Raw genomic sequence first — 23,154 nt, 5'->3', positions numbered from 1 at the left:
TAATGGTTAGATTAGAAGGACTCAGTCAGGAAGAAGTAGCAAAAAAGATCCAAGAGGGCAAGCATAATAAGGTCACGATTAAGACAGAAAAAAGTATTGGGCAGATCATTCGAGACAATGTCTTTACTTACTTTAATCTGATTTTCCTGGTCTTAGCGGTCTTGCTGGTAGCAGTGAAGTCTTGGAACAATCTCTTGTTTGTCCCGGTCGTCGTGGTCAACTCCCTGGTAGGAATTGTGCAGGAAGTCCGCTCTAGACGGATCTTGCGTCAGATGCAATTTCTACATATGAGTGAGGCGATCGTTCTTCGCGAAGGAAATGAATTTGCCCTACCTATCGATCAGCTGGTGGAGGGCGATCTGGTTCGCTTTCAAGCTGGAGATCAGATCTATGCGGATGGGGTCTTGCTGGAGGGCGAGCTAAAAGTCGATGAGTCGCAATTGACCGGTGAAGCCGATGAGGTCAAAAAAGGAGCGCAAGACGCACTCATGTCAGGAAGTTTTGTGATCGCTGGTCAAGGTTTAGCGAGACTGGAAAAAGTTGGGAATGACTCCTACATCAACCAATTGAGCCTGGAAGCTAAGCAAGTCAAGTCTCATGAGGAGTCTGACATGGTCCATGCGGTTAATCGTATTGTGGGGATCATTGGTCTCCTTATCATTCCGCTAGGTTCGCTCCTTTTTCTTCGCAGCTATATCAGCTTAGGTGATAGCCTCAAGCTCAGTGTGACTTCAACAGTCGGGGCCTTGATCGGGATGATTCCGGAAGGCTTGTATCTCTTGATGACCTTGGCGCTGGCTCTGGGTGCTGTCAGATTGGCCAAGGAAAAGGTCCTGCTCAATAGCATGAAGGGGATTGAGACCCTATCGCGCGTGGATGTCCTTTGTGTCGATAAGACAGGGACCATTACAGAGCCTGGTATGGAAGTGACAGAGATTCGTCCAGTTAAAGACGTTCACGACTTGGAAGCTCTAGCTCAGTATGTAGAAGCTAGTATGGATCAAAACGATACCATGGATGCGATCCGAAAATTTCACAAGACGCCAGTCAGCCAGCCTTGGAAGAGTCTTGAAATACTACCCTTTACGTCTAAAAAAAAGTATGGGGCCATTGCCTTTGAATCGGGTATCTATGTATTAGGCGCTCCAGAATTTGTCTTAAGAGAAGGCTTCTCTGAGGTTGAAAAAGAGATCGCCCAAGCTACGCAGGCAGGTAATCGGGTCTTGGCCTTTGGGAAATATCGGGGAGAACAACTGGGAGAGACTTTAGAGGCTCCTGTAGACTTGGTGGCCTGGATTGTTCTCTCCAATCCTTTGAGAAAAAATGCCAAAGAAACCTTCGCCTACTTCAAACAACAAGGAGTGACCATTAAGGTCATTTCAGGGGACAACCCAGCAACAGTCTCAGCTATTGCACAAAAAGCAGGCATTGAAGGAGCAGAGGGTCTAATCGATGCTAGAACCTTATTGACGGAAGAAGACTTGCACCAAGCGGCGAGCCAATATACGGTCTTTGGACGAGTGACACCAGAGCAAAAGAAAAGCCTTGTAGAAAGCTTGCAGGCAAAGGGGCATAAAGTCGCCATGACCGGAGATGGCGTTAACGATATTCTGGCCCTCAAAACAGCGGATTGTAGTATTGCGATGGAATCTGGAAATGATGCAACCAAAAAGATGGCGCAAGTGGTTTTACTGGATTCCGACTTTGGAAAGATGCCGTCCATCGTGGCAGAAGGTCGGCGGGTGGTCAATAATATTCAACGATCAGCCAGTCTCTTTTTGATCAAGAATATCTTTTCTATTTTGTTGGCTATCTCAGTGACGCTCTTAGCTTTTACCTATCCCATCATGCCGTCTCAGATGTCTTTGATCAGTGGTTTTACGATTGGGATTCCAGGATTCTTTCTAGCGCTTGAGCCCAATAGCGAGCGCATCAAAGGACGCTTTATCGAAACGGTCTTTAAAAATGCGCTACCTGCGGCCTTGACGGATTTTATACTGATCTTCAGTCTGGTCTTGCTGTCTTCTACATTTGGCATGAGGTCGGAAGAACTCTCGAGTGCAGCCATCTGCTTGATGGCCTTCGTAGGCTTTACCATCATCTACCAAGAATCCCAGCCTCTCAATCACTACAAGAGACTGGTTCTTCTAGGAAATATCCTAGCCTTCCTGGTTTCAAGTAGTATCCTAGGTAGATTCTTTAACATGAGCCCCTTGAGACTTCAAACACTGGTTATCTGCGCCATCATGGCGGTTCTTGCTCTCATCTTGATTCAAGTCTTCAAGAAACTAGTGGGATGGTTCTTTTATCGGAAGAAATAAAAAAAAGAGAGTAGGACAGAAATCGGTAATTCGTTAGAATTCGATTTCGTCGTCCCACCTCCGCACAGTTGAGTAGGGCTGTAAAAGCTGATGAAATCAGCGTGGTAGAGACAACTCAACCACTGCGTCTTGATCGATAATCCAAAAACAATTAAGAGGCTAGGACTTTTGTCCCAGCCTCCTTTTGGCATTAGATAAACAAACTAGCGGTTAAGATCAGATAGAGCAAGAAGGTAACTAGAAATCCAGCGCGCCAGAAGTATTTGATAAATTTCGGATAATAAAAACACTTTTTCTTTTTTAAGAAATAAACCGTTAGCCCCAAGGCCAAAAGCGAAAGACTCAAGGCCAGCAGTGGTAAGAGGCTGTGGTAAAAGGCGCTGTCTGAAATCAGGTAGTACTCCAAAGCAAATAAAGGAAAGGCAATATCGGTGGATCGCCATCCTCTTTTTTGGAGTTTAAAGAGGTGAACAATGATGCCGCTCAGAATCAGCGTTAAAAAAATAAATAATACAGAAGCAACTTTGATTAACATAGCTTCATTCTATCATAAAACGAAAAAAAAGTTTACTATATTTTAATTTTTTCTTGCAAAAAAAGAGAAATCGTGTATAATAGAAAGGTATGCACAAAGCATACTTGTGGGAGGTAAAAATCTGTAATTACCGCCAAAACCACAAAGGAGGATTTAAGAAATGGCTAAAAAAGTCGAAAAACTTGTAAAATTGCAAATCCCTGCTGGTAAAGCTACTCCAGCTCCACCGGTTGGTCCAGCGCTTGGTCAAGCAGGTATCAACATCATGGGATTCACTAAAGAGTTTAACGCTCGTACAGCTGATCAAGCTGGTATGATCATCCCAGTTGTTATCACTGTTTATGAAGATAAATCATTCGATTTCGTTACAAAAACACCACCAGCTGCTGTTCTTTTGAAAAAAGCTGCAGGTGTTGAAAAAGGTTCAGGTACACCGAACAAAACGAAAGTTGCAACTGTAACTCGTGCACAAGTACAACAAATCGCTGAAACTAAGATGCCAGATTTGAACGCTGCAAACATTGAGTCTGCAATGCGTATGATCGAAGGTACTGCTCGTTCTATGGGATTCACTGTTACTGACTAATTGTAACAATCCTATTTGCCCGCAATACACTTGATCAAATGACGAGTGACGTGGGAGATGAAAATCGATATGACCACATTACAAGGAGAAAGATAAAATGGCTAAAAAAAGCAAACAACTTCGTGCTGCTCTTGAAAAAATCGACAGCACAAAAGTATACAGCGTAGAAGAAGCTGTAGCTCTTGCAAAAGAAACTAACTTTGCAAAATTTGACGCAACTGTAGAAGTTGCTTACAACTTGAACATCGACGTGAAAAAAGCTGACCAACAAATCCGTGGTGCAATGGTATTGCCAAACGGAACTGGTAAAACAGCTCGCGTACTTGTATTTGCACGTGGTGCAAAAGCTGAAGAAGCAAAAGCTGCTGGTGCAGACTTCGTAGGTGAAGATGACCTTGTTGCGAAAATCAACGATGGTTGGTTGGACTTCGACGTTGTTATCGCTACACCTGATATGATGGCTCTTGTTGGACGTCTTGGACGTGTCCTTGGACCACGTAACTTGATGCCAAACCCTAAAACTGGTACAGTAACAATGGATGTTGCGAAAGCAGTTGAAGAGTCTAAAGGTGGTAAAATCACTTACCGTGCTGATAAAGCAGGTATTGTTCAAGCGATCATCGGTAAAGTTTCATTCGATGATACTAAATTGGTTGAAAACTTTAAAGCTTTCAACGACACAATCCAAAAAGCAAAACCAGCTACAGCTAAAGGTACTTACGTAACTAGCTTGACTTTGACTACAACTCAAGGTCCTGGTATCAAAGTGGACGTTAACTCACTTTAATTGATATAAAAAGCTGCCTTCGGGTAGCTTTTTTTGTACTCCATTTTTATTTGCTACAGTTGGTAAAACTAATCGGATGGAAAAAAGAAAATTTTGATGGATATGACTATATAAAAAACGTAATTTATGGTAAAATAATACAGATCAAAAAAGGAGAGAGAAAATGGTAGAACCTAAGTATAAACGTATCTTAATCAAGCTATCTGGTGAAGCCCTTGCTGGCGAACGTGGTGTCGGAATCGATATCAAAACTGTCCAAAATATGGCTCAAGAAATCAAGGAAGTTCACGAACTTGGAATTGAAATTGCCTTGGTGATTGGAGGGGGAAACCTTTGGCGTGGAGAACCTGCTGCAGAAGCAGGGATGGATCGTGTCCAAGCAGACTACACAGGGATGCTTGGGACTGTCATGAACGCCCTTGTGATGGCTGATTCGCTTCAACAAGTTGGCGTGGATACCCGTGTTCAAACTGCGATTGCTATGCAACAAGTTGCAGAACCATATATCCGTGGTCGTGCCCTTCGTCACCTTGAAAAAGATCGGATCGTGATCTTTGGTGCAGGGATCGGTTCTCCTTACTTCTCAACAGATACGACCGCAGCCCTTCGTGCAGCTGAGATTGAAGCAGATGCCATTCTCATGGCCAAAAATGGGGTCGATGGTGTTTACAATGCCGATCCGAAAAAAGATGCTTCAGCTGTGAAATTTGAGGAATTGACTCACCGTGATGTGATCAACAAAGGTCTTCGCATCATGGACTCAACAGCCTCTACTCTCTCCATGGACAACGACATTGATTTGGTTGTCTTTAATATGAATGAACCAGGCAATATCAAACGCGTTGTCTTTGGTGAAAATATCGGTACAACCGTATCAAATAACGTAGAAAAATAATAGAAAATAGAGGAAGATTATGGCAAACCCAATCGTAGAAAAAGCAAAAGAAAGAATGACCCAGTCTCACCAAAGTTTGGGACGTGAATTTGGTAGCATCCGTGCTGGACGTGCAAATGCAAGTCTTTTGGATCGTATTTTCGTAGAATACTACGGAGTAGAGACACCATTGAACCAATTGGCATCTATCACCATTCCAGAAGCGCGTGTCTTGTTGATCACACCATTTGATAAATCATCTTTGAAAGACATCGAGCACAGCATCAATGCTTCTGACCTTGGTATCACTCCAGCCAACGATGGATCTGTTATCCGCTTGGTTATCCCAGCTTTGACTGAAGAAACTCGTCGTGAATTGGCAAAAGAAGTGAAAAAAGTGGGTGAAAATGCTAAAGTAGCGATCCGTAACATCCGTCGTGATGCTATGGATGAAGCGAAGAAACAAGAAAAAGCAAAAGAGATCACAGAAGATGAATTGAAAGGTCTTGAAAAAGAGATCCAAAAAGTTACGGATGATGCTGTTAAGCATGTAGATGAAATGACAGCGCACAAAGAAAAAGAATTGATGGAAGTTTAATCCATCCCAACCATTACAGGAAAGAAAGACTCAGTTGGCACTGCTGGCTGGGTTTTATTTCCATTATTCTTGTGAAGAGGCAAGAGGAAAGAAGGAAACATGAATACGAATCTAGCAAGCTACATCATGGGAATGGTCATCGATGAAAATGATCACTTCTATTTTGTTCAAAAAGATGGCCAGACCTACGCGCTTGATAAAGCAGAAGGCCCACACAAAGTCGGAGAAAGTGTCAAGGGCTTTGCCTATACGGATATGAAGCAAAAGCTCCGACTCACGACACTTGAAGTCACTGCAACTCAAGAAAGCTTTGGCTGGGGAACGGTCACGGAAGTGCGCAAGGATTTGGGAGTCTTTGTGGACACAGGGCTTCCAGATAAGCAGATTGTTGTCTCACTAGATATCCTACCGGAGATCAAAGATCTATGGCCTAAAAAGGGCGATCGTCTCTATATTCGTTTAGAAGTCGATAAGAAAGATCGGATTTGGGGGATCTTAGCCTACCAGGAAGATTTCCAGCGTTTGGCTCGTCCAGCCTACAACAATATGCAAAACCAAAACTGGCCAGCCATTGTCTACCGCTTGAAATTGTCTGGAACCTTTGTTTACCTTCCAGAGAACAATATGCTGGGCTTTATCCACCCAAGTGAGCGCTATGCAGAACCTCGTTTGGGAGAGGTCGTAAATGCTCGCGTCATCGGATTTCGGGAGGTGGACCGGACCTTGAATCTATCTTTGAAGCCACGCTCTTTTGAAATGTTGGAAAACGATGCCCAAATGATTTTGACCTATTTGGAAGCTAATGGAGGCTTTATGACCTTGAATGATAAGTCATCTCCAGAAGAGATCAAGGCAACTTTTGGGATTTCAAAAGGCCAGTTCAAAAAATCTTTGGGTGGTTTGATGAAGGCCAAAAAAATCAAGCAAGACCAGTTTGGAACAGAGTTGATCTAAGAGGAGGCTTATGCGAAAATCATTTTATACTTGGCTGATGACGGAGCGCAATCCTAAAAGCAATGCTCCTAAGGCCATTCTAGCAGATCTTGCTTTTCACGAGTCTGCTTTTCCCAAGCATACAGATGACTTCGACGAGGTCAGTCGCTATTTAGAAGAGCATGCCAGCTTTTCCTTTAATCTTGGCGATTTTGATGCGATTTGGGAAGAATACCAAGCCCACTAGAAAAGGACAGGTCGAGGATGGTTTTTTCTCGGCCTCTTTGTTATAATAATAGAAAAACACAGGTAGAGAGGTTCTTTATTTGCAAGAACATTCAGTTGAAATTACATTAACGCATCCAGACGATCTCTTTCATTTGTTTGGATCCAACGAACGCCATCTCCGTTTGATGGAGCAAGAATTTGGGGTGACCATTCATGCCCGGACAGAAATCGTCCAAATCATTGGGGAAGAAGAAAGCTGCGAGCAGGTTCGTCAGGTCATTCAGGCTCTCTTGGTCCTCGTCAACCGCGGCATGACCATCGGAACGCCAGATGTGGTGACCGCCATTACCATGGTGAGAAATGGGGAATTGGATAAGTTCATCGCTCTTTATGAAGAAGAGATTATCAAGGATAGTTACGGCAAGCCCATTCGGGTTAAAACGCTTGGTCAAAAGATCTATGTCGATAGTGTCAAGAACCATGATGTCACCTTTGGGATTGGACCAGCGGGGACTGGGAAAACCTTCCTAGCCGTGACCTTGGCAGTGACTGCCCTCAAGCGTGGTCAGGTCAAGCGGATCATTTTGACGCGTCCTGCTGTAGAAGCTGGAGAGAGCCTTGGTTTCCTACCAGGGGATCTTAAAGAAAAAGTAGACCCTTATCTACGTCCGGTCTATGATGCTCTTTACCAGATTTTAGGGAAAGACCAAACAACTCGGATGATGGAGCGGGAGATTATCGAGATTGCGCCTTTGGCTTATATGCGGGGGCGGACCTTGGACGATGCCTTTGTCATCCTCGATGAAGCGCAAAATACCACCATCATGCAGATGAAGATGTTTTTGACCCGTCTTGGTTTTAACTCTAAGATGATTGTCAATGGGGATACTAGCCAGATTGACCTTCCTCGAAATGTCAAATCAGGCTTGATTGATGCTCAGGAGAAATTGAAGAACATTTCTCAAATTGACTTTGTGCATTTCTCTGCCAAGGATGTCGTTCGCCATCCAGTAGTAGCAGAGATTATTCGGGCCTATGAGCCCATTCCAAATCCAGTCCTCAAAGAAAAACCGGATGTGGAAGAAGAAGAATAAAAGAAAAGGCAAAGATCATCAGATCTTTGCCTTTTTTATGTTAGAAATTAAACCAATTCATCGATTGGGGTGAAGTCGCGCTCTAAACCAGTAGCAACAGGTTGGCTTGTGATATGGCCTTGGTAAGTGGTGACCCCTTGGCGCAGGCCTTCGTCGAGGGCAATTGCCTTGTGGAAGCCATTGTCAGCTAGGGATTCGACATAAGGAAGGGTCACATTGGTAAGGGCGATAGTAGAGGTACGAGCGACAGCCCCTGGGATATTGGCAACGGCATAATGGAGCACGCCATGTTTTTCGTAAACTGGCTCCGTATGCGTTGTGACACGGTCTGCTGTTTCGATAACCCCACCTTGGTCAACGGCCACATCGACGATGACTGAACCGGGACGCATTTGTTTAACCATATCGTCTGTCACTAATTTAGGAGCTTTAGCACCAGGAATCAAGACAGCACCGATGACAACATCGGCATCACGGACGCTGGCCTCAATATTAAATGGGTTGGACATAAGGGTTTGGATTTGATGACCAAAGACATCTTCCAGAACAGCCAGACGTTTGGCGCTGATATCTAAGATGGTCACTTGGGCACCGAGTCCAAGGGCGATACGAGCTGCGTGGGTTCCAACGACCCCGCCTCCGATGATGGTGACTTTCCCTTTGGGAACACCTGGCACCCCACCTAGGAGGACGCCTGATCCACCTTCTTGTTTGGTCAGGAAGTGAGCACCGATTTGCACGGCCATCCGTCCAGCAACCTCACTCATTGGCACCAAGAGAGGCAATTGTCCATCAAGGTCACGCACCGTTTCGTAGGCCACCCCTGTTGTTTTAGCTGAGACCATAGCGTCCGCTAATTCTGGAGCAGCAGCCATATGCAAGTAAGTGAAGAGCAAGAGGTCTTCGCGAAGGAAGCCGTATTCTTCAGCGAGAGGTTCTTTGACTTTGACCACCATCTCAGCGGCCCAAGCTTCTGCAGCAGTTGCTACAATAGTCGCTCCTTGTTTGGCGTAATCTTCATCGACAAAGCCAGAACCAAGTCCAGCATTTGTTTCCACCAACACTTGATGTCCTTTCTTCACCAAGCTTTGTACGCCTGCAGGTGTCAAACCGACCCGATTTTCGTTGTTTTTAATTTCTTTTGGAATACCAATTAACATGATTATTTCTCCTTGCTTGGATTTAGGTGTAAAAAGGCCATTGGTGTGAGATGGCTCTCTTGACTCAATGACCTTTTTACTCCTTATCCGATTGTTTTAATTGATTTTATTGTATAGAAAAGTGGGTAAAAATGCAAGAAAAATTTGAGCTTGCCTTCTTTTATGTTATCTGCTAAACTAAACCCTAAAGAAGGAGAGTCAAATGGAAAATCTATATGTGAAGTTAGCAGCTTATCGTGAAACAGAGACGGAGCGTTTGCGCTTGCGTCCGGTCACTCTTGAAGATGCACCGGCTATGTTTGAGTACGCTTCTGATGAAACCGTTACGCGCTATACGTTTCCAACCAATCAAAGTCTGGAAGAAACGCGTAATAACATTGCCCTCTTTTACCTAGCGAGCCCACTTGGAAGATGGGGGATCGAGCTGAAAGAGAATAGAAAATTTATCGGGACGATTGATTTACTAAATTTAGATCTTTGTCTGAAAAAGGGGAGTATCGGCTATGTTCTGAATAAAAATTATTGGAACCAGGGACTAGCGACAGAGGCTACCAAGGCAGTCATTGGCCTGGCTTTTGAAGAGTTAGGGATGAACAAGCTCATTGCTGTTCATGATAAGGACAACCCAGCTTCTGGACGGGTGATGGCCAAAGCAGGGATGAAATATTCTCACGAGGAGCCCTACGCGATGCTAGACTTGCATGAAGAAGGGCGAATGGTGACGAGAGTTCATTATGTCCTCACTAAGGAAGAATATTTGGCAGAAAAATGAGTCAGGATATTGACAAAAGACCTATCTCCATGATATAGTAGATAGGTACTGCTGGTTTAGCTCAGTCGGTAGAGCGCATCCATGGTAAGGATGAGGTCGCCGGTTCAATCCCGGCAACTAGCATAGCAGAAGAGAGAAGCTTAGAGACGATCTAGGCTTCTTTTTTTGCGAGTCCATCTTAAAAATTTTGCTTTTTTCAATAATTTTCAAAAAAGCGTTGACAAGCAAGGAAATAAGTGGTAGAGTTATAACAACAAAGAGAAAGGAGAAAACCATCATGAACAAAGTAGATGTTTTGATGACACAATTGAATACAAAGCTTCTCCAATCTCAGTTGAGTTCGATGTAAACTATAAATGGAACCCAAGATGGAGGAGTCTGTCTTGGGTTTTTTGTATGCATTTTTACCTGCCTTAACTGAATTGGTGATAGGCATCAGAAGGCCCAAGTGTGGACTGAGCACGTACTCAGCTCCTTGCTTGGGTTTTTTCTGTGCCATTTTGAAAAGGAGAATATATGATCAGAGCTATTTGGGAGTATATCAGGGAGCGCAAATGGCGATATGTGAAGATCGCTATGGTCCTGATTCTTTATGATTACACCTTATTGATCCCGACGCAAGTCATCCAGCGCTTAGTGGATCATTTGAGTCAGCGGACGCTGACGCAATCGAACTTTGTATGGGATATGGTCCTCTTGGTAGGATCAGCTATCCTCAATTACCTAACGGCTTTTTATTGGCAGTTGCGACTCTTTCAGTCGTCAGTCCATTTCAAGGCGACCCTTCAGGGACAAGCTTTTCGTAAGCTAGTAGCTATGCGGCGTCCGTTTTTTGAGAAATTCCGTTCAGGGGACCTCTTGACGCGCTTTACGACAGATGTGGATGGGATGGCTGATATGGCGGGTTACGGGATGATGGTGCTCCTGTTTGGCGGTGGCTTGTTTGCCTTTATTATTCCGACCATGTTTTTCATTTCTTGGCAATTAACCTTGATTTCCTTTATTCCTATGATCTTCCTCGTCGTCTCGACCTATTTTTTGAGTAGAAAGCAGGAGGAGTATGTTGAGCAAAACCGGGAAGCGGTCGCTCAGTTGAACGATGAAGTCTTGGAGTCCATCGAGGGGATCCGTGTCATGCGGGCCTATAGTAGACGGGACCAGCAGGTCAAACAGTTTCAGAAAAAAACAGCCAGTCTCTCCAAAACAGGGGACAAGATTGCTTCTATCCAGTACTCTTTTGGACCTTTAGCCCTGTTGTTTATTGGATTCTCGACAGTCTTGCTCCTGCTATTTGGAGGCCAGTCCCTGGCAAGCGGGCAGTTGAGCCTTGGCAAGTTATTGGCTTTACAGCTGTATTTGGTCTTTTTAATTGAGCCTATGTGGATGATGGCAGACTTGATCTTGGTCTACCAGACAGGTCAAATGTCCTATAAAAAATTAAAAGAAGTGATTGATGAAACGGATGATCTGGAGCCAGATGGTCCTCACTACTTAGAGCAGATTGATTTGGTGCAGTTTAAGGACTATTCTTTCAGCTATCCTGGTGCTGAGCGAAAGAGCCTGTCAGGCATTGATTGGACCATCCAGAAAGGACAGACGGTTGGGATTGTTGGTCGTACTGGAGCAGGAAAGACTACCCTGGTTCGACAATTCTTGCGGCAGTACCCAGTTGGTGAGGGAGAGTTTTTGATCAACCAGCAACCGATCGTGGACTACAACCGACACTCGATTGAAGAAAAAATTGGTTATGTTTCCCAAGAACATATTTTATTCTCCAAGTCTATCCGTGATAATATAGCGCTTGGTAAAAAAGGAGCCAGCCAAGAAGACTTGGTGGAAGCGATAGCCCAAGCTGCTTTTGTGGATGATCTCGAGCGGATGTCTCAGGGAATGGACACCCTGATCGGTGAGAAAGGGGTCTCTGTATCAGGAGGTCAAAAACAACGGATCTCCCTGGCGCGTGCATTCTTAAGAGATGCTGAGCTCTTGCTGTTAGATGATTCCCTTTCGGCAGTAGATGCTAAGACTGAACAGGCCATCATTGACACGATTCAAAAAGAACGAAATGACAAGACGACCATCATTGTTTCTCATCGCTTGTCTGCTGTTCATCAGGCGGATTGGATCATCGTCTTGGATCAAGGTCGTATTGTAGAAGAAGGAAGAGCTAGTGATTTATTGGCTCAAGAGGGCTGGTATTATGAACAATACCAACGGCAACAAAAACAGGAAGGAGAATAATATGAAAGTTTTAAAACGATTATTATCGAGGATCACACTTTATCCAACTGTCTTTCTTGCTGGCTTTATTTGCCTCTTGCTAGCCACTATTTTTTCTGAATTGTCACCCTTTCTTCTCCAAAAGATGATCGATGGACCTTTGACTGCACTGACCCACGGTGGCGGGCAAGGGGACTTGCTTCAGATGGGAGGCTTTTATCTCTTGGTCTTGAGCCTGGGGCAGCTGATTAGCTACATGGGCAATCGGATCTTGCTACATGGAAGTAATCAAGTAACCGCTAGTCTGAGAGATCAAGCCTTTCAAGTCATGCAAGGGCTGCCTATTTCTTATTTTGATGATAAGCCGGCTGGGAAGATCGCGACAAGAATTGTCAATGATACGGAGACCTTGCGGACCCAGTTTTATAACTCTTGTATGATTTTAGTCATCTACTTGGTGCGTTTCCTCTTTATCCTAGGGATTCTCTTTTACCTGAGTCCTATGATGGGCCTTCTCTTGTGTTTGGTCTTTCCGATTTTTTATGGGATCCAGTATCTCTACAAGGTCATGACGGACCAGCCTATGAAGGATTTCTTTGATGCGAGAAGCGAGGTCAATACCCAGGTCAATGAACTCTTGCATGGTGCCAGTATGATTCAACTCTATCATCAAGAGCCTGGTGTGGTGGATGAGTTTGAAGCCACTACTCAGAAGATGCTAGGAGCTAATGATCGAATCCTCTTAGCCGATTCCATTGCTTCTTGGACCTTGACGGAATTGCTCAAGTTTTTAGTGATTGCAGGTATTTTGACCATCGCTGGGATTTCTTTCCTACAAGGCAATATCGGTGTGACGGCTGGTTTCTTATTTATCAATATTAACTATGTCATTAATCTATTTGATCTCATGGCCAATCTTAGTCGTCAATTCCCAAATATTCGGCGATCCTTAGAAACGGGGAGTCGCGTCCTTGCCTTCTTGGATCAACCCTTAGAGGCCGATGGTGTATCGGAACTGAAGATAGAAAAGGCTCAAGTCGTGTTTGATGATGTTCAATTTGCTTATGAAGAAGGCAAGCCAGTTTTACAGGATATTGCCTTTCAGGCGAGTCCCGGGGAAACCATCGCTCTTGTGGGCCATACTGGATCGGGTAAGTCTTCTATTATGAATCTGCTCTATCGTTTCTATGATCCTCAAGAAGGAGCGATTTTGATCGATGGGCAAGATATTCGCCAAGTCTCTCGTGAGAGCCTGCGAAGCCACATGGGCATTGTTCTGCAAGATCCGTATCTATTTACAGGCACCATTGCCAGTAATGTGGCCATGAGTCAGGATCATATTGACCGGGATGCGGTTAAAGAGGCGCTGAAAAAGGTCGGGGCTTGGCCCTTTGTAGAGCGCCTTGAAAAGGGAATCGACCATCCAGTCGTAGAAAAAGGATCTGCCTTTTCAAGTGGCGAGCGCCAGTTGATTTCCTTTGCGCGGACGCTCTATATGAATCCGCAAATACTGATTTTGGATGAGGCAACCTCTCATATCGATACGGAAACAGAAGAGGTCATCCAACAAGCTATGGCGGTCCTGCAAAAGGGCCGGACCACCTTTATCATTGCCCATCGCTTGTCCACTATCCAAGATGCGGATCAGATCTTAGTCTTATCTGAAGGACGCATTGTAGAGCGTGGTAGACATGAGGAACTGGTTGCACAAGGCGGGATCTATGCCCAGATGAATGCCATCCAGCAAACAGTGGTGTAAGATGATCATGCAAAGAAAAAGTTTGAAAACCAGCCTGTATCTAGTATATAGGCTGGTTTTTGTGATATAATAAAGTGATAATAGTGAGGTGATCCAGATGTATATTGAAATGGTAGATGAGACGGGCCAAGTTTCTGACGAAATCTTAAAACAAACGCAAGAAATTTTAGAATTTGCTGCTCAAAAAATTGGGAAAGAAGACAAGGAAATGGCTGTGACTTTTGTGACCAATGAACGCAGTCATGAACTAAATCTTGAATACCGTGATACGGATCGTCCGACAGATGTCATCAGTTTAGAATACAAGCCAGAGATGGAGATTTCTTTTGACGAGGAAGACCTTGCAGAAAATCCAGAATTGGCAGAGATGATGGCGGAATTCGATACCTATATTGGTGAGCTCTTTATTTCAATTGACAAGGCGCGGGAGCAAGCGGAAGAATATGGCCATAGCTTTGAGCGCGAAATGGGATTTTTGGCAGTACATGGTTTTCTTCACATCAATGGCTATGATCACTATACGCCAGAAGAAGAAAAGGAAATGTTTGGCTTACAGGAAGAGATTTTGACAGCCTATGGACTCACAAGACAATAAGCGAAAATGGAAAAATCGAGACTTCACTTCAAGCCTGGAGTTTGCGATAACAGGAATTTTTACTTCGATCAAGGAAGAGCGCAATATGCGCAAGCATGCCTTATCAGCCCTTGCAGCAATGCTTGCTGGTTTGGTATTTAGGATTTCTGCGACAGAATGGCTCTTTTTATTGCTCAGCATTACCTTGGTGATTGCTTTTGAGATTATGAATTCAGCCATTGAAAATGTGGTGGATTTAGCTAGTAACTACCATTTCTCCATGTTGGCAAAGAATGCCAAAGACATGGCGGCTGGAGCAGTCCTTGTCGTATCAGGTTTTGCCCTACTAACAGGACTGGTGATTTTTGTGCCCAAATTCTGGGCCTTGGTATTTGGATAAGAGGGAGCATGCCCTCGTGAAAGGATGTTATGACATTTAAATCAGGTTTTGTAGCCATTTTAGGACGTCCCAATGTTGGGAAGTCAACTTTTTTGAACCACGTCATGGGGCAAAAGATTGCCATCATGAGTGACAAGGCGCAGACAACGCGCAATAAGATTATGGGGATTTATACGACGGATAAGGAACAGATCGTCTTTATCGATACCCCAGGGATTCACAAACCCAAGACAGCGCTTGGAGACTTCATGGTGGAGTCGGCCTATAGCACCCTTCGTGAAGTGGATACCGTTCTCTTTATGGTGCCAGCAGATGAGCCACGTGGGAAGGGCGATGACATGATCATCGAGCGCCTCAAGGCTGCTAAGGTGCCGGTTATTCTGGTGGTCAACAAGATCGACAAGGTGCACCCTGACCAACTCTTGGCGCAAATCGATGACTTCCGTAGTCAAATGGATTTCAAGGAAATCGTGCCGATTTCAGCCCTTCAAGGAAACAATGTTTCACGTTTGATTGATATTTTAAGTGAAAACTTAGAAGAAGGTTTCCAATATTTCCCTGCCGATCAAATCACCGATCACCCAGAGCGCTTCTTGGTCTCTGAAATGATCCGTGAAAAGGTTTTGCATTTGACGCGGGAAGAAATTCCCCACTCTGTTGCCGTAGTGGTGGATTCTATGAAGCGGGATGAAGAGACAGATAAAGTCCATATCCGAGCAACCATCATGGTCGAGCGCGATAGCCAAAAAGGGATTGTCATCGGAAAAGGCGGCGCCATGCTCAAGAAGATCGGAACCCTTGCACGCAAGGATATCGAACTCATGCTGGGGGATAAGGTCTTCCTAGAAACTTGGGTTAAGGTCAAGAAAAATTGGCGGGATAAGAAATTAGACCTAGCTGATTTCGGATACAACGAAAAAGAATATTAAGAAGAGGTGGGCAGAAGGCCTGCTTCTTGTTTTTGAAAGGAGTTCTATGCCTGAATTACCAGAAGTAGAGACGGTTCGACGCGGTCTTGAGAAATTAATTCTTGGGAAAACCATCCAGTCCGTGGAAGTAAAGTATCCAAAGATGATTCAGACGGATCTGGATACTTTTCGTCAAGATCTCCCAGGCCAAGAAATTCGGGTCATGGGGCGCCGTGGGAAATACCTTTTATTTTATCTGAGGGATCTGGTCCTCATCTCGCATTTGCGGATGGAAGGCAAGTATTTCTTTTATCCAGACGAGGTTCCTCTTCGCAAGCATGCCCATGTCTTCTTTCATTTTACAGATGGTAGCACTCTGGTCTATGAAGATGTCCGCAAGTTTGGGACCATGGAAGTCATCATACCTGAGCTTGTCGAGAGCTATTTTTTGGCGAAAAAGATTGGTCCAGAGCCAACGGAAGCGGATTTTAAAGAACCAGCCTTCCAAGCAGCTCTTAAAAAATCAAAGAAACCAATTAAATCAGCTCTTTTAGACCAAAAATTAGTGGCTGGTCTGGGCAATATCTATGTGGATGAGGTCCTTTATCGAGCCAAGGTTCATCCAGCCCGTTTGGGTCAAAGCCTGACTGCTAGAGAAGCCAAAGTAATCCGCAAAGAAACGATTGCTGTGCTTGCTCAAGCTGTTGAAAAGGGTGGCTCCACCATTCGCTCCTACAGCAATGCTTTTGGAGAAGACGGCACTATGCAGGAAGAACACCAGGTCTATGGAAAAACAGGCCAGCCGTGTTTGCGCTGCGGGACGCCGATTGAGAAAATTCAGCTGGGGGGACGTGGAACCCATTTTTGCCCTCACTGCCAAAAGGAGAACTAGATGGCGAGAATCATTGGATTAACAGGAGGGATTGCTTCAGGAAAGTCCACTGTCACCTCCTATTTGAGAGAAAAAGGCTATCCGGTAATTGATGCTGATCGAGTGGTCCATGACTTGCAAGCACCAGGAGGAGCTCTCTACCGTGTCTTAGTAGATCATTTTGGGAGAGAGATCCTTACCAAAGAAGGAGAGCTGGACCGCGTCGCTTTGGGTCAGCGGATCTTTTCAAATCCTAGTGAAAGAAACTGGTCCAATCGCGTCCAAGGCAGGCTTATTCGTGAGGCTCTAGCTGAGGTAAGAGATAGACAAGCTGCACAATCCGATCTCTTTTTTATGGATATTCCACTCTTAATCGAGCAAGGCTATGAAGAGTGGTTTGAATCTGTCTGGTTGGTAGCTGTATCAAAAGAAACCCAGCTCAAACGCCTGATGGAACGCAACCACTTATCAGAACTGCAGGCCCAAGAACGCATTGCGTCTCAAATGCCGCTAGATGAAAAAAGCGCCCATGCAGATCTGGTCTTAGACAATAATGACGATCTAACGGCCCTCTATGCCCAATTAGATGCAGCCCTACAACAATTAGAAAGAAGATGATCTTATCACAAGAGAAATCAATTGGCGTAAAAATCTATATATTGCCTGGATCGGCTGCTTTTTCATCGGAGCCAGCCTTTCTTTAGTCGTTCCTTTTATGGCCCTCTTTGTGGAAGAGTTGGGTGTTACGGGCAAGGCTGTTCCCCTTTATGCTGGCATAGCCGTTGCGAGTTCTTCTGTGACCTCTGCGATCATGTCTCCCATCTGGGGGAGCTTAGCCGACCGCTATGGTCGAAAACCCATGATGCTTAGAGCCTCCATTGCCATGACACTGACCATGGGAGGCATTGCCTTTGTACCATCCGTCTTTTGGCTCTTGGTCCTACGCTTGCTCAATGGGGTCTTTTCAGGCTTTGTCCCCAATAGTACAGCCCTGATTGCCAGTCAAGTTCCAAAGGACCAATCTGGCTACGCTCTAGGGACTTTATCGACTGGTGTCGTGGCTGGAACCTTGATGGGGCCTTTGATTGGGGGACTCATTGCTGAAAATCTAGGCATGCGCAATGTCTTTCTCTTGGTCGGCTTCTTCTTATTTTTGGTTTCCCTCTTAACCTTCTGGGGCATTGAGGAAGACTATGAGCCCCTTCCAAAAGAAGAACAAAAATCCAGTTGGGAGTTGCTCATGTCCATTCAGCAAAAAGATATCCTCTTGGGACTCTTTTTGACCAGCATGACCATTCAAATGATCGCCCAATCTATTTCTCCGATCCTGCCTCTTTATGTGCGAGCTTTGGGACAAAGAGATAACCTGATCTTTGTATCGGGGATGATTGTTTCAGCTATGGGAGTCTCTAGTATGCTCTTTTCAGGTTGGATGGGAAAACTCGGAGACCGAATCGGGAATCACCGGCTCTTATTAATCGCCCTTCTCTATAGTGGCTGTCTCTATATCCTTTGTGCCCAAGCGCAATCACCCCTTCAATTAGGGATTTTACGCTTCCTCTTTGGGATCGGGACAGGAGCCCTACTACCTGGAGTTTCTGCATTATTGAATCGTTTAACCCCTCCTGAAGGGATTTCTCGGATCTTTAGCTACAACCAGCTCTTTTATTACTTAGGTGGTGTATTAGGGCCAATGATGGGCTCGAGTATTTTCATGCATTTTGGCTATCATTGGGTATTTTACGGTACAGCCCTTTTGGCCTTTACCGATTTGATGTTCCTCTTATTCTTATTTAGAAAGTATTTGAAAGTGAGAGACGTACGTGCGAATTAAAGTTCAATTGACCTGCACCAGCTGTGGGAGTCAGAATTATTTGACCAGTAAAAATACCAAAACCCATCCTGAAAAGATCGAGGTCTTGAAGTATTGTCCCAAGGAAAGAAAAGTAACCTTACATATTGAATCAAAATGATTTTCATGGTATAATAGTGAAGATTTTAAGGAGTTTTGAATATGAGCGGAGCATTAACAACTATTTTACTAGTATTATCAGTATTGATTATTATCGCAATTTTTATGCAACCAACAAAAAACCAATCGAGCAACGTCTTTGACGCAAGCTCAAATGACTTGTTTGAACGTTCAAAAGCGCGCGGGTTTGAAGCCGTGATGCAGCGTTTAACAGCTATTATGATCTTCTTTTGGTTATTGATCGCGATGATCTTAATGGTACTTTCTAGTAGATAAGATAGGCTCAGACATTGTCTTTGCCTATTTTTATTTTGCAAAACAAAGACACAAGTAGATAGAAAAAAGGAGGCTGGATAACCAGCAAATAAATCAATGAAAACAAGTATTAAAGAATATTTACAAGAGCATGACAAAGTCCAGATCAATGATCTAGCAGCAGCTCTAGGAAAAGAAGGGTCAAAGGATTTCCGTGACTTGGTCAAGACCATCTCTATGATGGAACGCCGCCATGAGTTGAAATTCGAAGATGATGGCTCTCTTCGTTTGGCTCAAAAGAAGGCCCCAGCTATTACCCTCAAGGGGATCTTTCATGCGCATAAGAATGGCTTTGGCTTTGTCAGTTTAGAAGGCGAAGAAGAAGACCTCTTTGTTGGCCGAAATGATGTCAACCACGCTATCGATGGTGACACCGTTGAGATCGTCATTACCAAGGTAGCAGACCGAAACAAGGGAACGGCAGCAGAAGCTAAGATTATTGATGTCTTGGAGCATAGCATCAAAACGGTAGTTGGACAAATTGTCCTGGATGAGGAAAAGCCTAAATATGCCGGCTACATTCGTTCGAAAAATCAAAAGATCAGCCAGCTGATCTATGTGAAGAAGCCAGCCATCCAATTGGAAGGGACCGAAATCCTCAAAGTCGAAATTGATCAATACCCGAGCCGCAAACACAATTATTTTGTGGCGACTGTGCGGGATGTGGTCGGTCATGTAACAGATCCAGGAATCGATGTCTTGGAAGTCTTAGAATCCATGGACATTGTCTCAGAATTTCCAGAAGAAGTGCTGAAAGAGGCTGAACAGGTTCCAGATGCACCGTCTGCAAAGGATTTAGAGGGACGATTAGATCTGCGAGAGGAGATCACCTTTACGATCGACGGGGCAGATGCCAAAGACTTGGACGATGCAGTCCATATCAAGCCACTCAAGAACGGCAACTTTGAGCTGGGTGTTCACATCGCAGATGTTTCTTATTATGTTACAGAAGGTACAGCACTCGACAAGGAAGCTCTAAATCGGGCAACCTCTGTCTATGTGACCGACCGAGTAGTACCCATGTTGCCAGAGCGTCTCTCCAATGGGATCTGTTCTTTAAATCCGAATGTGGACCGCCTGACCCAGTCTGCCATCATGGAGATCGATCCTCATGGCAAGGTCGTCAAGCATACCATTACCCAAACAGTGATCAATACAACCTTCCGAATGACCTATAGCGAAGTCAATGATATCTTAGCGGGAGACGAAGAAAAGGCTCAAACCTTTAAGAAAATTGTCCCAAGTATTCATCAAATGGCCACCTTGCATGGCATTCTAGAAAGCATGCGGATTTGTCGCGGCGCCCTTAATTTTGATACCAATGAGGCTAAAATCCTGGTCAATAAAGAAGGAAAACCGGTCGATATCGTTTTGCGTCAAAGAGGAATTGCCGAGCGGATGATTGAGTCCTTTATGTTGATTGCCAATGAAACAGTGGCGGAGCACTTTACGCGACTGAAACTGCCGTTTATCTACCGGATCCACGAAGATCCAAAAGCAGAAAAAGTACAGAAGTTTATCGATTATGCTTCCAGCTTTGGAATCCAAATCTACGGAACGGCTAGTGAGATGAGCCAAGAAGCCCTGCAAGAAATTATGCGCAAGGTCGAAGGAGAACCCTATGCAGATGTCCTTTCGATGATGTTGTTGCGCTCGATGCAACAGGCCCGCTACTCAGAGCACAACCATGGCCACTATGGGCTTGCTGCTGAGTATTATACCCACTTTACCAGTCCCATCCGTCGGTATCCGGACCTGATGGTTCATCGAATGGTGCGCGAATATGGAAAATCCCAAGAAGTGGCAGAGCACTTTGAACAAGTCCTTCCAGACATTGCCAACCAATCCTCTAGTCGGGAACGCCGGGCTATTGATGCGGAGCGCGAAGTAGAAGCCATGAAGAAGGCTGAATACATGGAAGACTATGTTGGAGAAGAGTACGATGCCGTGGTTTCCAGTGTGGTGAAATTTGGCCTCTTTGTGGAGTTGCCAAATACGGTTGAAGGCTTGATCCATATTACCAATCTTCCTGAATTCTACCATTTTAACGAACGAGATCTAACCCTTCGCGGAGAAAAATCAGGAGTGACCTTCCGTGTCGGTCAGCAAATCCGGATCAAGGTAGAAAGAGCCGACAAGATGACAGGAGAGATTGATTTCTCTTATATTCCAAGTGAATGGGATGTCGTCGAAAAAGGCCTCAAGGCTAAAGGGCGTGACCGAGATGGCAATCGTAGGGAGCGCAGACGCAAGGACAAAAAAGTTTCTAAGGGATCAACCGCTAGAAAAGATGACAAGCGGAAAGATTCTTCCTCTAAATCCAAAAAGAAAAAAGGGAAGAAACCATTTTACAAGGAAGTAGCAAAGAAAGGAGCCAAACATGGCAAAGGGCGAAGGAAAGGTAGTCGCGCAAAATAAAAAGGCGAGACATGACTACACCATCGTGGATACGATTGAAGCAGGGATGGTGCTGACGGGGACAGAGATCAAAAGTGTCCGTGCAGCACGCATTAACTTGAAAGATGGCTTTGCACAAGTTAAAAATGGCGAAGTTTGGCTTAGCAATGTCCACATTGCCCCTTATGAGGAAGGCAATATCTGGAACCAAGATCCAGACCGTCGTCGCAAGCTCCTTCTTCATAAAAAGCAAATCCAAAAGCTGGACCAAGACACCAAAGGGACCGGAATGACCTTGGTGCCTTTGAAGGTCTATCTCAAGGATGGCTATGCCAAATTGCTTTTGGGGCTCGCTAAAGGGAAACATGATTATGACAAGCGTGAATCCATCAAACGTCGGGAACAGAACCGGGACATCGCACGGGTCATGAAACAATACAATACACGTTAAAGAAAAAGGCAGTTTTGAAACTTGTTTCAGAACTGTCTTTTTTCTTAGAGATGGGCTCTCCTTTTTCAACTTGTAAAAAGGGGCTTTTTTCTGTATGATAAGGATAGTGAAAGAAAAAGGAGAAGCAGCATGACACAAAAATTGATCGCCTACAAGCGCATGCCTATCTGGACCAAGGATAGCATGCCAGAAGCTCTTCAAAGAAAGCACAATACCAAGGTGGGAACCTGGGGGAAGATTACAGTTTTAAAAGGTCAGTTACGATTTATTGAATTGACCGAAGAGGGGGAAGAAATCGCGAGCCACCTCTTTGAAGCAGGAGCAGAAAACCCCATGGCCGAACCCCAGGCCTGGCACCGTGTGGAAGCAGCGACTGACGATGTGGAGTGGTACCTAGAATTTTACTGTGAGCCAAAAGACTATTTCCCAAAAAAATACAACACCAATCCTGTCCATTCAGAAGTACTAGAAGCAGTGGAAATTGTCCCAGCTGGAAAGGCGCTGGATCTAGGATGCGGGCAAGGTCGCAACGCCCTCTTTTTGGCCCAACATGGCTTTGACGTGACAGCTGTAGATCAAAATGAACTGGCTCTTGAGATTTTACAAAGTATTGTCGCTGAGGAAGATCTAGAGATGCCAGTGGGCCTTTATGATATTAATGCTGCAGCTCTTACCCAAAACTATGACTTTATCGTATCAACTGTGGTCCTCATGTTTTTAGACGCTGATCGGATTCCAGCGATCATCCGCAATATGCAAGAGCATACCAATCCAGGGGGCTATAATCTCATTGTCTGTGCCATGGATACGGAAGATTATCCCTGCCAGATGCCCTTCTCGTTTACCTTTAAAGAAGGAGAATTGGTGGAGTATTACAAGGATTGGGAATTGGTCAAGTACAATGAAAATCCAGGCCATCTCCATCGTCGAGATGAGAATGGCCATCGGATTCAACTTCGATTTGCAACCATGTTGGCAAAGAAAAAATAAAGAAAAAGCAGGATGTTAAGATCCTGCCTTCATATTGAAGACAAAGTCATATAAAAAACTTTCCTTAGGTGAGTACGGACGTCAGCGAACTTCTTCGAAGTTCCAAGACTTAGTTTTGAGCCTAGGGTCTCAAAACTCCCGAGTGCCTGAAACGTTATTGTTTCAGGCACTTTTCTCACAGCGGAAAGTTTCGATATTTTCTTGAATCGATTTAAAAATTGGAACTCATTTTTATTTTTTTTGCAAAATCGCTTAACTTATTTTACTTTAAAGTAATTTGTCTACATTCTAAAAGCAGGATGTTAGGATCCTGCCTTTTTGCTTGTCTACAAACAAGTTGAACTAGGTGATCTACATTTTGTTCATTTGCCAAAAGAAAAACCTTCTCCATAAAGCTAGGAAAAGGTTG

At 44.5% G+C, this 23,154-nt stretch carries 24 protein-coding genes and 1 tRNA gene; 23 read left to right on the top strand and 2 right to left on the bottom strand.

The annotated features are described in order from the left end of the window. Positions 1–2: 2 nt before the first annotated feature. Positions 3–2,321, top strand: coding sequence for an HAD-IC family P-type ATPase (locus HMPREF1195_RS04790; protein WP_023918775.1), 2,319 nt, complete (start codon positions 3–5; stop codon positions 2,319–2,321). Positions 2,322–2,511: 190 nt separating this feature from the next. On the opposite strand, the gene HMPREF1195_RS04785 is transcribed toward HMPREF1195_RS04790, so the two are convergent. Next, on the bottom strand, positions 2,512–2,856 hold the full coding sequence (locus HMPREF1195_RS04785) for a DUF3397 family protein (protein WP_023918773.1): 345 nt from the start codon (positions 2,854–2,856) through the stop codon (positions 2,512–2,514). 160 nt (positions 2,857–3,016) lie between these two features. Between HMPREF1195_RS04785 and rplK the strand changes: the two genes are divergently transcribed. From rplK to HMPREF1195_RS04750, 7 genes are all read left to right on the top strand, one after another. After that, entirely contained in the window at positions 3,017–3,442 is a 426-nt protein-coding gene (rplK, locus tag HMPREF1195_RS04780) for a 50S ribosomal protein L11 (RefSeq protein WP_003005369.1), read from the top strand. 97 nt (positions 3,443–3,539) lie between these two features. Then, complete coding sequence (gene rplA / locus HMPREF1195_RS04775; RefSeq protein WP_003005355.1) at positions 3,540–4,229, top strand: 50S ribosomal protein L1; 690 nt, start codon at positions 3,540–3,542, stop codon at positions 4,227–4,229. A 163-nt stretch (positions 4,230–4,392) separates the two neighbouring features. Beyond that, the gene (gene pyrH, locus HMPREF1195_RS04770; protein WP_003005706.1) at positions 4,393–5,124 is read left to right on the top strand and encodes a UMP kinase; all 732 of its coding nucleotides are present in this window, start codon (positions 4,393–4,395) and stop codon (positions 5,122–5,124) included. 19 nt (positions 5,125–5,143) lie between these two features. Then, entirely contained in the window at positions 5,144–5,701 is a 558-nt protein-coding gene (frr, locus tag HMPREF1195_RS04765; protein WP_023918770.1) for a ribosome recycling factor, read from the top strand. Positions 5,702–5,800: 99 nt separating this feature from the next. Next, positions 5,801–6,655 (top strand): RNA-binding virulence regulatory protein CvfB, encoded by an 855-nt coding sequence (gene cvfB / locus HMPREF1195_RS04760; protein ID WP_023918768.1) that lies wholly within the window; start codon positions 5,801–5,803, stop codon positions 6,653–6,655. Positions 6,656–6,665: 10 nt separating this feature from the next. Continuing rightward, positions 6,666–6,881, top strand: a complete 216-nt coding sequence (locus HMPREF1195_RS04755; RefSeq protein WP_003005127.1) for a YozE family protein — start codon at positions 6,666–6,668, stop codon at positions 6,879–6,881. 79 nt (positions 6,882–6,960) lie between these two features. Beyond that, on the top strand, positions 6,961–7,956 hold the full coding sequence (locus HMPREF1195_RS04750) for a PhoH family protein (RefSeq protein ID WP_023918766.1): 996 nt from the start codon (positions 6,961–6,963) through the stop codon (positions 7,954–7,956). 47 nt (positions 7,957–8,003) lie between these two features. On the opposite strand, the gene ald is transcribed toward HMPREF1195_RS04750, so the two are convergent. Beyond that, complete coding sequence (gene ald / locus HMPREF1195_RS04745) at positions 8,004–9,116, bottom strand: alanine dehydrogenase (protein ID WP_023918764.1); 1,113 nt, start codon at positions 9,114–9,116, stop codon at positions 8,004–8,006. A 202-nt stretch (positions 9,117–9,318) separates the two neighbouring features. Here ald and HMPREF1195_RS04740 point away from each other — a divergent pair, with 202 nt between their 5' ends. From HMPREF1195_RS04740 to tehB, 15 genes are all read left to right on the top strand, one after another. Continuing rightward, on the top strand, positions 9,319–9,888 hold the full coding sequence (locus HMPREF1195_RS04740; protein ID WP_023918762.1) for a GNAT family N-acetyltransferase: 570 nt from the start codon (positions 9,319–9,321) through the stop codon (positions 9,886–9,888). Between the two features lie 50 nt (positions 9,889–9,938). Continuing rightward, a tRNA-Thr gene (locus tag HMPREF1195_RS04735) sits at positions 9,939–10,011 on the top strand. A gap of 393 nt (positions 10,012–10,404) precedes the next feature. After that, positions 10,405–12,129: a tetracycline efflux ABC transporter Tet(46) subunit A gene (gene tetA(46), locus HMPREF1195_RS04725; RefSeq protein WP_023918760.1), complete on the top strand. Its 1,725-nt coding sequence runs from the start codon at positions 10,405–10,407 to the stop codon at positions 12,127–12,129. Between the two features lies 1 nt (position 12,130). Continuing rightward, positions 12,131–13,867, top strand: a complete 1,737-nt coding sequence (tetB(46), locus tag HMPREF1195_RS04720; protein ID WP_023918758.1) for a tetracycline efflux ABC transporter Tet(46) subunit B — start codon at positions 12,131–12,133, stop codon at positions 13,865–13,867. 97 nt (positions 13,868–13,964) lie between these two features. Further along, complete coding sequence (gene ybeY, locus HMPREF1195_RS04715) at positions 13,965–14,462, top strand: rRNA maturation RNase YbeY (RefSeq protein ID WP_003005431.1); 498 nt, start codon at positions 13,965–13,967, stop codon at positions 14,460–14,462. Then, complete coding sequence (locus HMPREF1195_RS04710) at positions 14,443–14,841, top strand: diacylglycerol kinase family protein (protein WP_037599376.1); 399 nt, start codon at positions 14,443–14,445, stop codon at positions 14,839–14,841. Before ybeY ends, HMPREF1195_RS04710 begins: the two co-directional genes overlap by 20 nt. Positions 14,842–14,870: 29 nt before the next feature. Further along, positions 14,871–15,770, top strand: a complete 900-nt coding sequence (era, locus tag HMPREF1195_RS04705) for a GTPase Era (RefSeq protein WP_003004993.1) — start codon at positions 14,871–14,873, stop codon at positions 15,768–15,770. Between the two features lie 46 nt (positions 15,771–15,816). Continuing rightward, complete coding sequence (mutM, locus tag HMPREF1195_RS04700) at positions 15,817–16,641, top strand: DNA-formamidopyrimidine glycosylase (RefSeq protein WP_023918755.1); 825 nt, start codon at positions 15,817–15,819, stop codon at positions 16,639–16,641. Continuing rightward, positions 16,642–17,238, top strand: coding sequence for a dephospho-CoA kinase (gene coaE / locus HMPREF1195_RS04695; RefSeq protein WP_023918753.1), 597 nt, complete (start codon positions 16,642–16,644; stop codon positions 17,236–17,238). It abuts the gene before it with no gap. Between the two features lie 16 nt (positions 17,239–17,254). Next, positions 17,255–18,454: a multidrug efflux MFS transporter gene (locus HMPREF1195_RS04690; RefSeq protein ID WP_277612641.1), complete on the top strand. Its 1,200-nt coding sequence runs from the start codon at positions 17,255–17,257 to the stop codon at positions 18,452–18,454. Beyond that, entirely contained in the window at positions 18,444–18,593 is a 150-nt protein-coding gene (rpmG, locus tag HMPREF1195_RS10685; RefSeq protein WP_003005699.1) for a 50S ribosomal protein L33, read from the top strand. Before HMPREF1195_RS04690 ends, rpmG begins: the two co-directional genes overlap by 11 nt. 41 nt (positions 18,594–18,634) lie before the next feature. Beyond that, positions 18,635–18,868, top strand: a complete 234-nt coding sequence (gene secG / locus HMPREF1195_RS04685) for a preprotein translocase subunit SecG (protein WP_003008189.1) — start codon at positions 18,635–18,637, stop codon at positions 18,866–18,868. Between the two features lie 96 nt (positions 18,869–18,964). Further along, the gene (rnr, locus tag HMPREF1195_RS04680; protein WP_023918750.1) at positions 18,965–21,325 is read left to right on the top strand and encodes a ribonuclease R; all 2,361 of its coding nucleotides are present in this window, start codon (positions 18,965–18,967) and stop codon (positions 21,323–21,325) included. After that, positions 21,288–21,755 carry an SsrA-binding protein SmpB gene (gene smpB / locus HMPREF1195_RS04675; protein ID WP_003005443.1) on the top strand — a complete coding sequence of 156 codons (468 nt, stop codon included), beginning with the start codon at positions 21,288–21,290 and terminating at the stop codon, positions 21,753–21,755. Before rnr ends, smpB begins: the two co-directional genes overlap by 38 nt. A gap of 129 nt (positions 21,756–21,884) precedes the next feature. After that, a complete protein-coding gene (tehB, locus tag HMPREF1195_RS04670; RefSeq protein WP_023918748.1) occupies positions 21,885–22,745 on the top strand; it encodes an SAM-dependent methyltransferase TehB in 861 nt (286 codons plus the stop codon). The last annotated feature ends 409 nt before the right edge of the window (positions 22,746–23,154 follow it).

Source organism: Streptococcus parasanguinis CC87K, from assembly GCF_000507765.1.
In the GTDB taxonomy this organism is placed as follows: Bacteria; Bacillota; Bacilli; order Lactobacillales; family Streptococcaceae; genus Streptococcus; species Streptococcus parasanguinis_J.
Note: the sequence above shows the minus strand (reverse complement) of the source record. Positions and strands in the feature narration are given on the sequence as shown.

Coding starts and splice junctions, on each gene's coding strand:
- HMPREF1195_RS04790 (WP_023918775.1), top strand. CDS start 3: ATGGTTAGATTAGAAGGACTCAGTCAGGAAGAAGTAGCAAAAAAGATC.
- HMPREF1195_RS04785 (WP_023918773.1), bottom strand. CDS start 2,856: ATGTTAATCAAAGTTGCTTCTGTATTATTTATTTTTTTAACGCTGATT.
- rplK (WP_003005369.1), top strand. CDS start 3,017: ATGGCTAAAAAAGTCGAAAAACTTGTAAAATTGCAAATCCCTGCTGGT.
- rplA (WP_003005355.1), top strand. CDS start 3,540: ATGGCTAAAAAAAGCAAACAACTTCGTGCTGCTCTTGAAAAAATCGAC.
- pyrH (WP_003005706.1), top strand. CDS start 4,393: ATGGTAGAACCTAAGTATAAACGTATCTTAATCAAGCTATCTGGTGAA.
- frr (WP_023918770.1), top strand. CDS start 5,144: ATGGCAAACCCAATCGTAGAAAAAGCAAAAGAAAGAATGACCCAGTCT.
- cvfB (WP_023918768.1), top strand. CDS start 5,801: ATGAATACGAATCTAGCAAGCTACATCATGGGAATGGTCATCGATGAA.
- HMPREF1195_RS04755 (WP_003005127.1), top strand. CDS start 6,666: ATGCGAAAATCATTTTATACTTGGCTGATGACGGAGCGCAATCCTAAA.
- ald (WP_023918764.1), bottom strand. CDS start 9,116: ATGTTAATTGGTATTCCAAAAGAAATTAAAAACAACGAAAATCGGGTC.
- HMPREF1195_RS04740 (WP_023918762.1), top strand. CDS start 9,319: ATGGAAAATCTATATGTGAAGTTAGCAGCTTATCGTGAAACAGAGACG.
- ybeY (WP_003005431.1), top strand. CDS start 13,965: ATGTATATTGAAATGGTAGATGAGACGGGCCAAGTTTCTGACGAAATC.
- HMPREF1195_RS04710 (WP_037599376.1), top strand. CDS start 14,443: ATGGACTCACAAGACAATAAGCGAAAATGGAAAAATCGAGACTTCACT.
- era (WP_003004993.1), top strand. CDS start 14,871: ATGACATTTAAATCAGGTTTTGTAGCCATTTTAGGACGTCCCAATGTT.
- mutM (WP_023918755.1), top strand. CDS start 15,817: ATGCCTGAATTACCAGAAGTAGAGACGGTTCGACGCGGTCTTGAGAAA.
- coaE (WP_023918753.1), top strand. CDS start 16,642: ATGGCGAGAATCATTGGATTAACAGGAGGGATTGCTTCAGGAAAGTCC.
- secG (WP_003008189.1), top strand. CDS start 18,635: ATGAGCGGAGCATTAACAACTATTTTACTAGTATTATCAGTATTGATT.
- rnr (WP_023918750.1), top strand. CDS start 18,965: ATGAAAACAAGTATTAAAGAATATTTACAAGAGCATGACAAAGTCCAG.
- smpB (WP_003005443.1), top strand. CDS start 21,288: ATGGCAAAGGGCGAAGGAAAGGTAGTCGCGCAAAATAAAAAGGCGAGA.
- tehB (WP_023918748.1), top strand. CDS start 21,885: ATGACACAAAAATTGATCGCCTACAAGCGCATGCCTATCTGGACCAAG.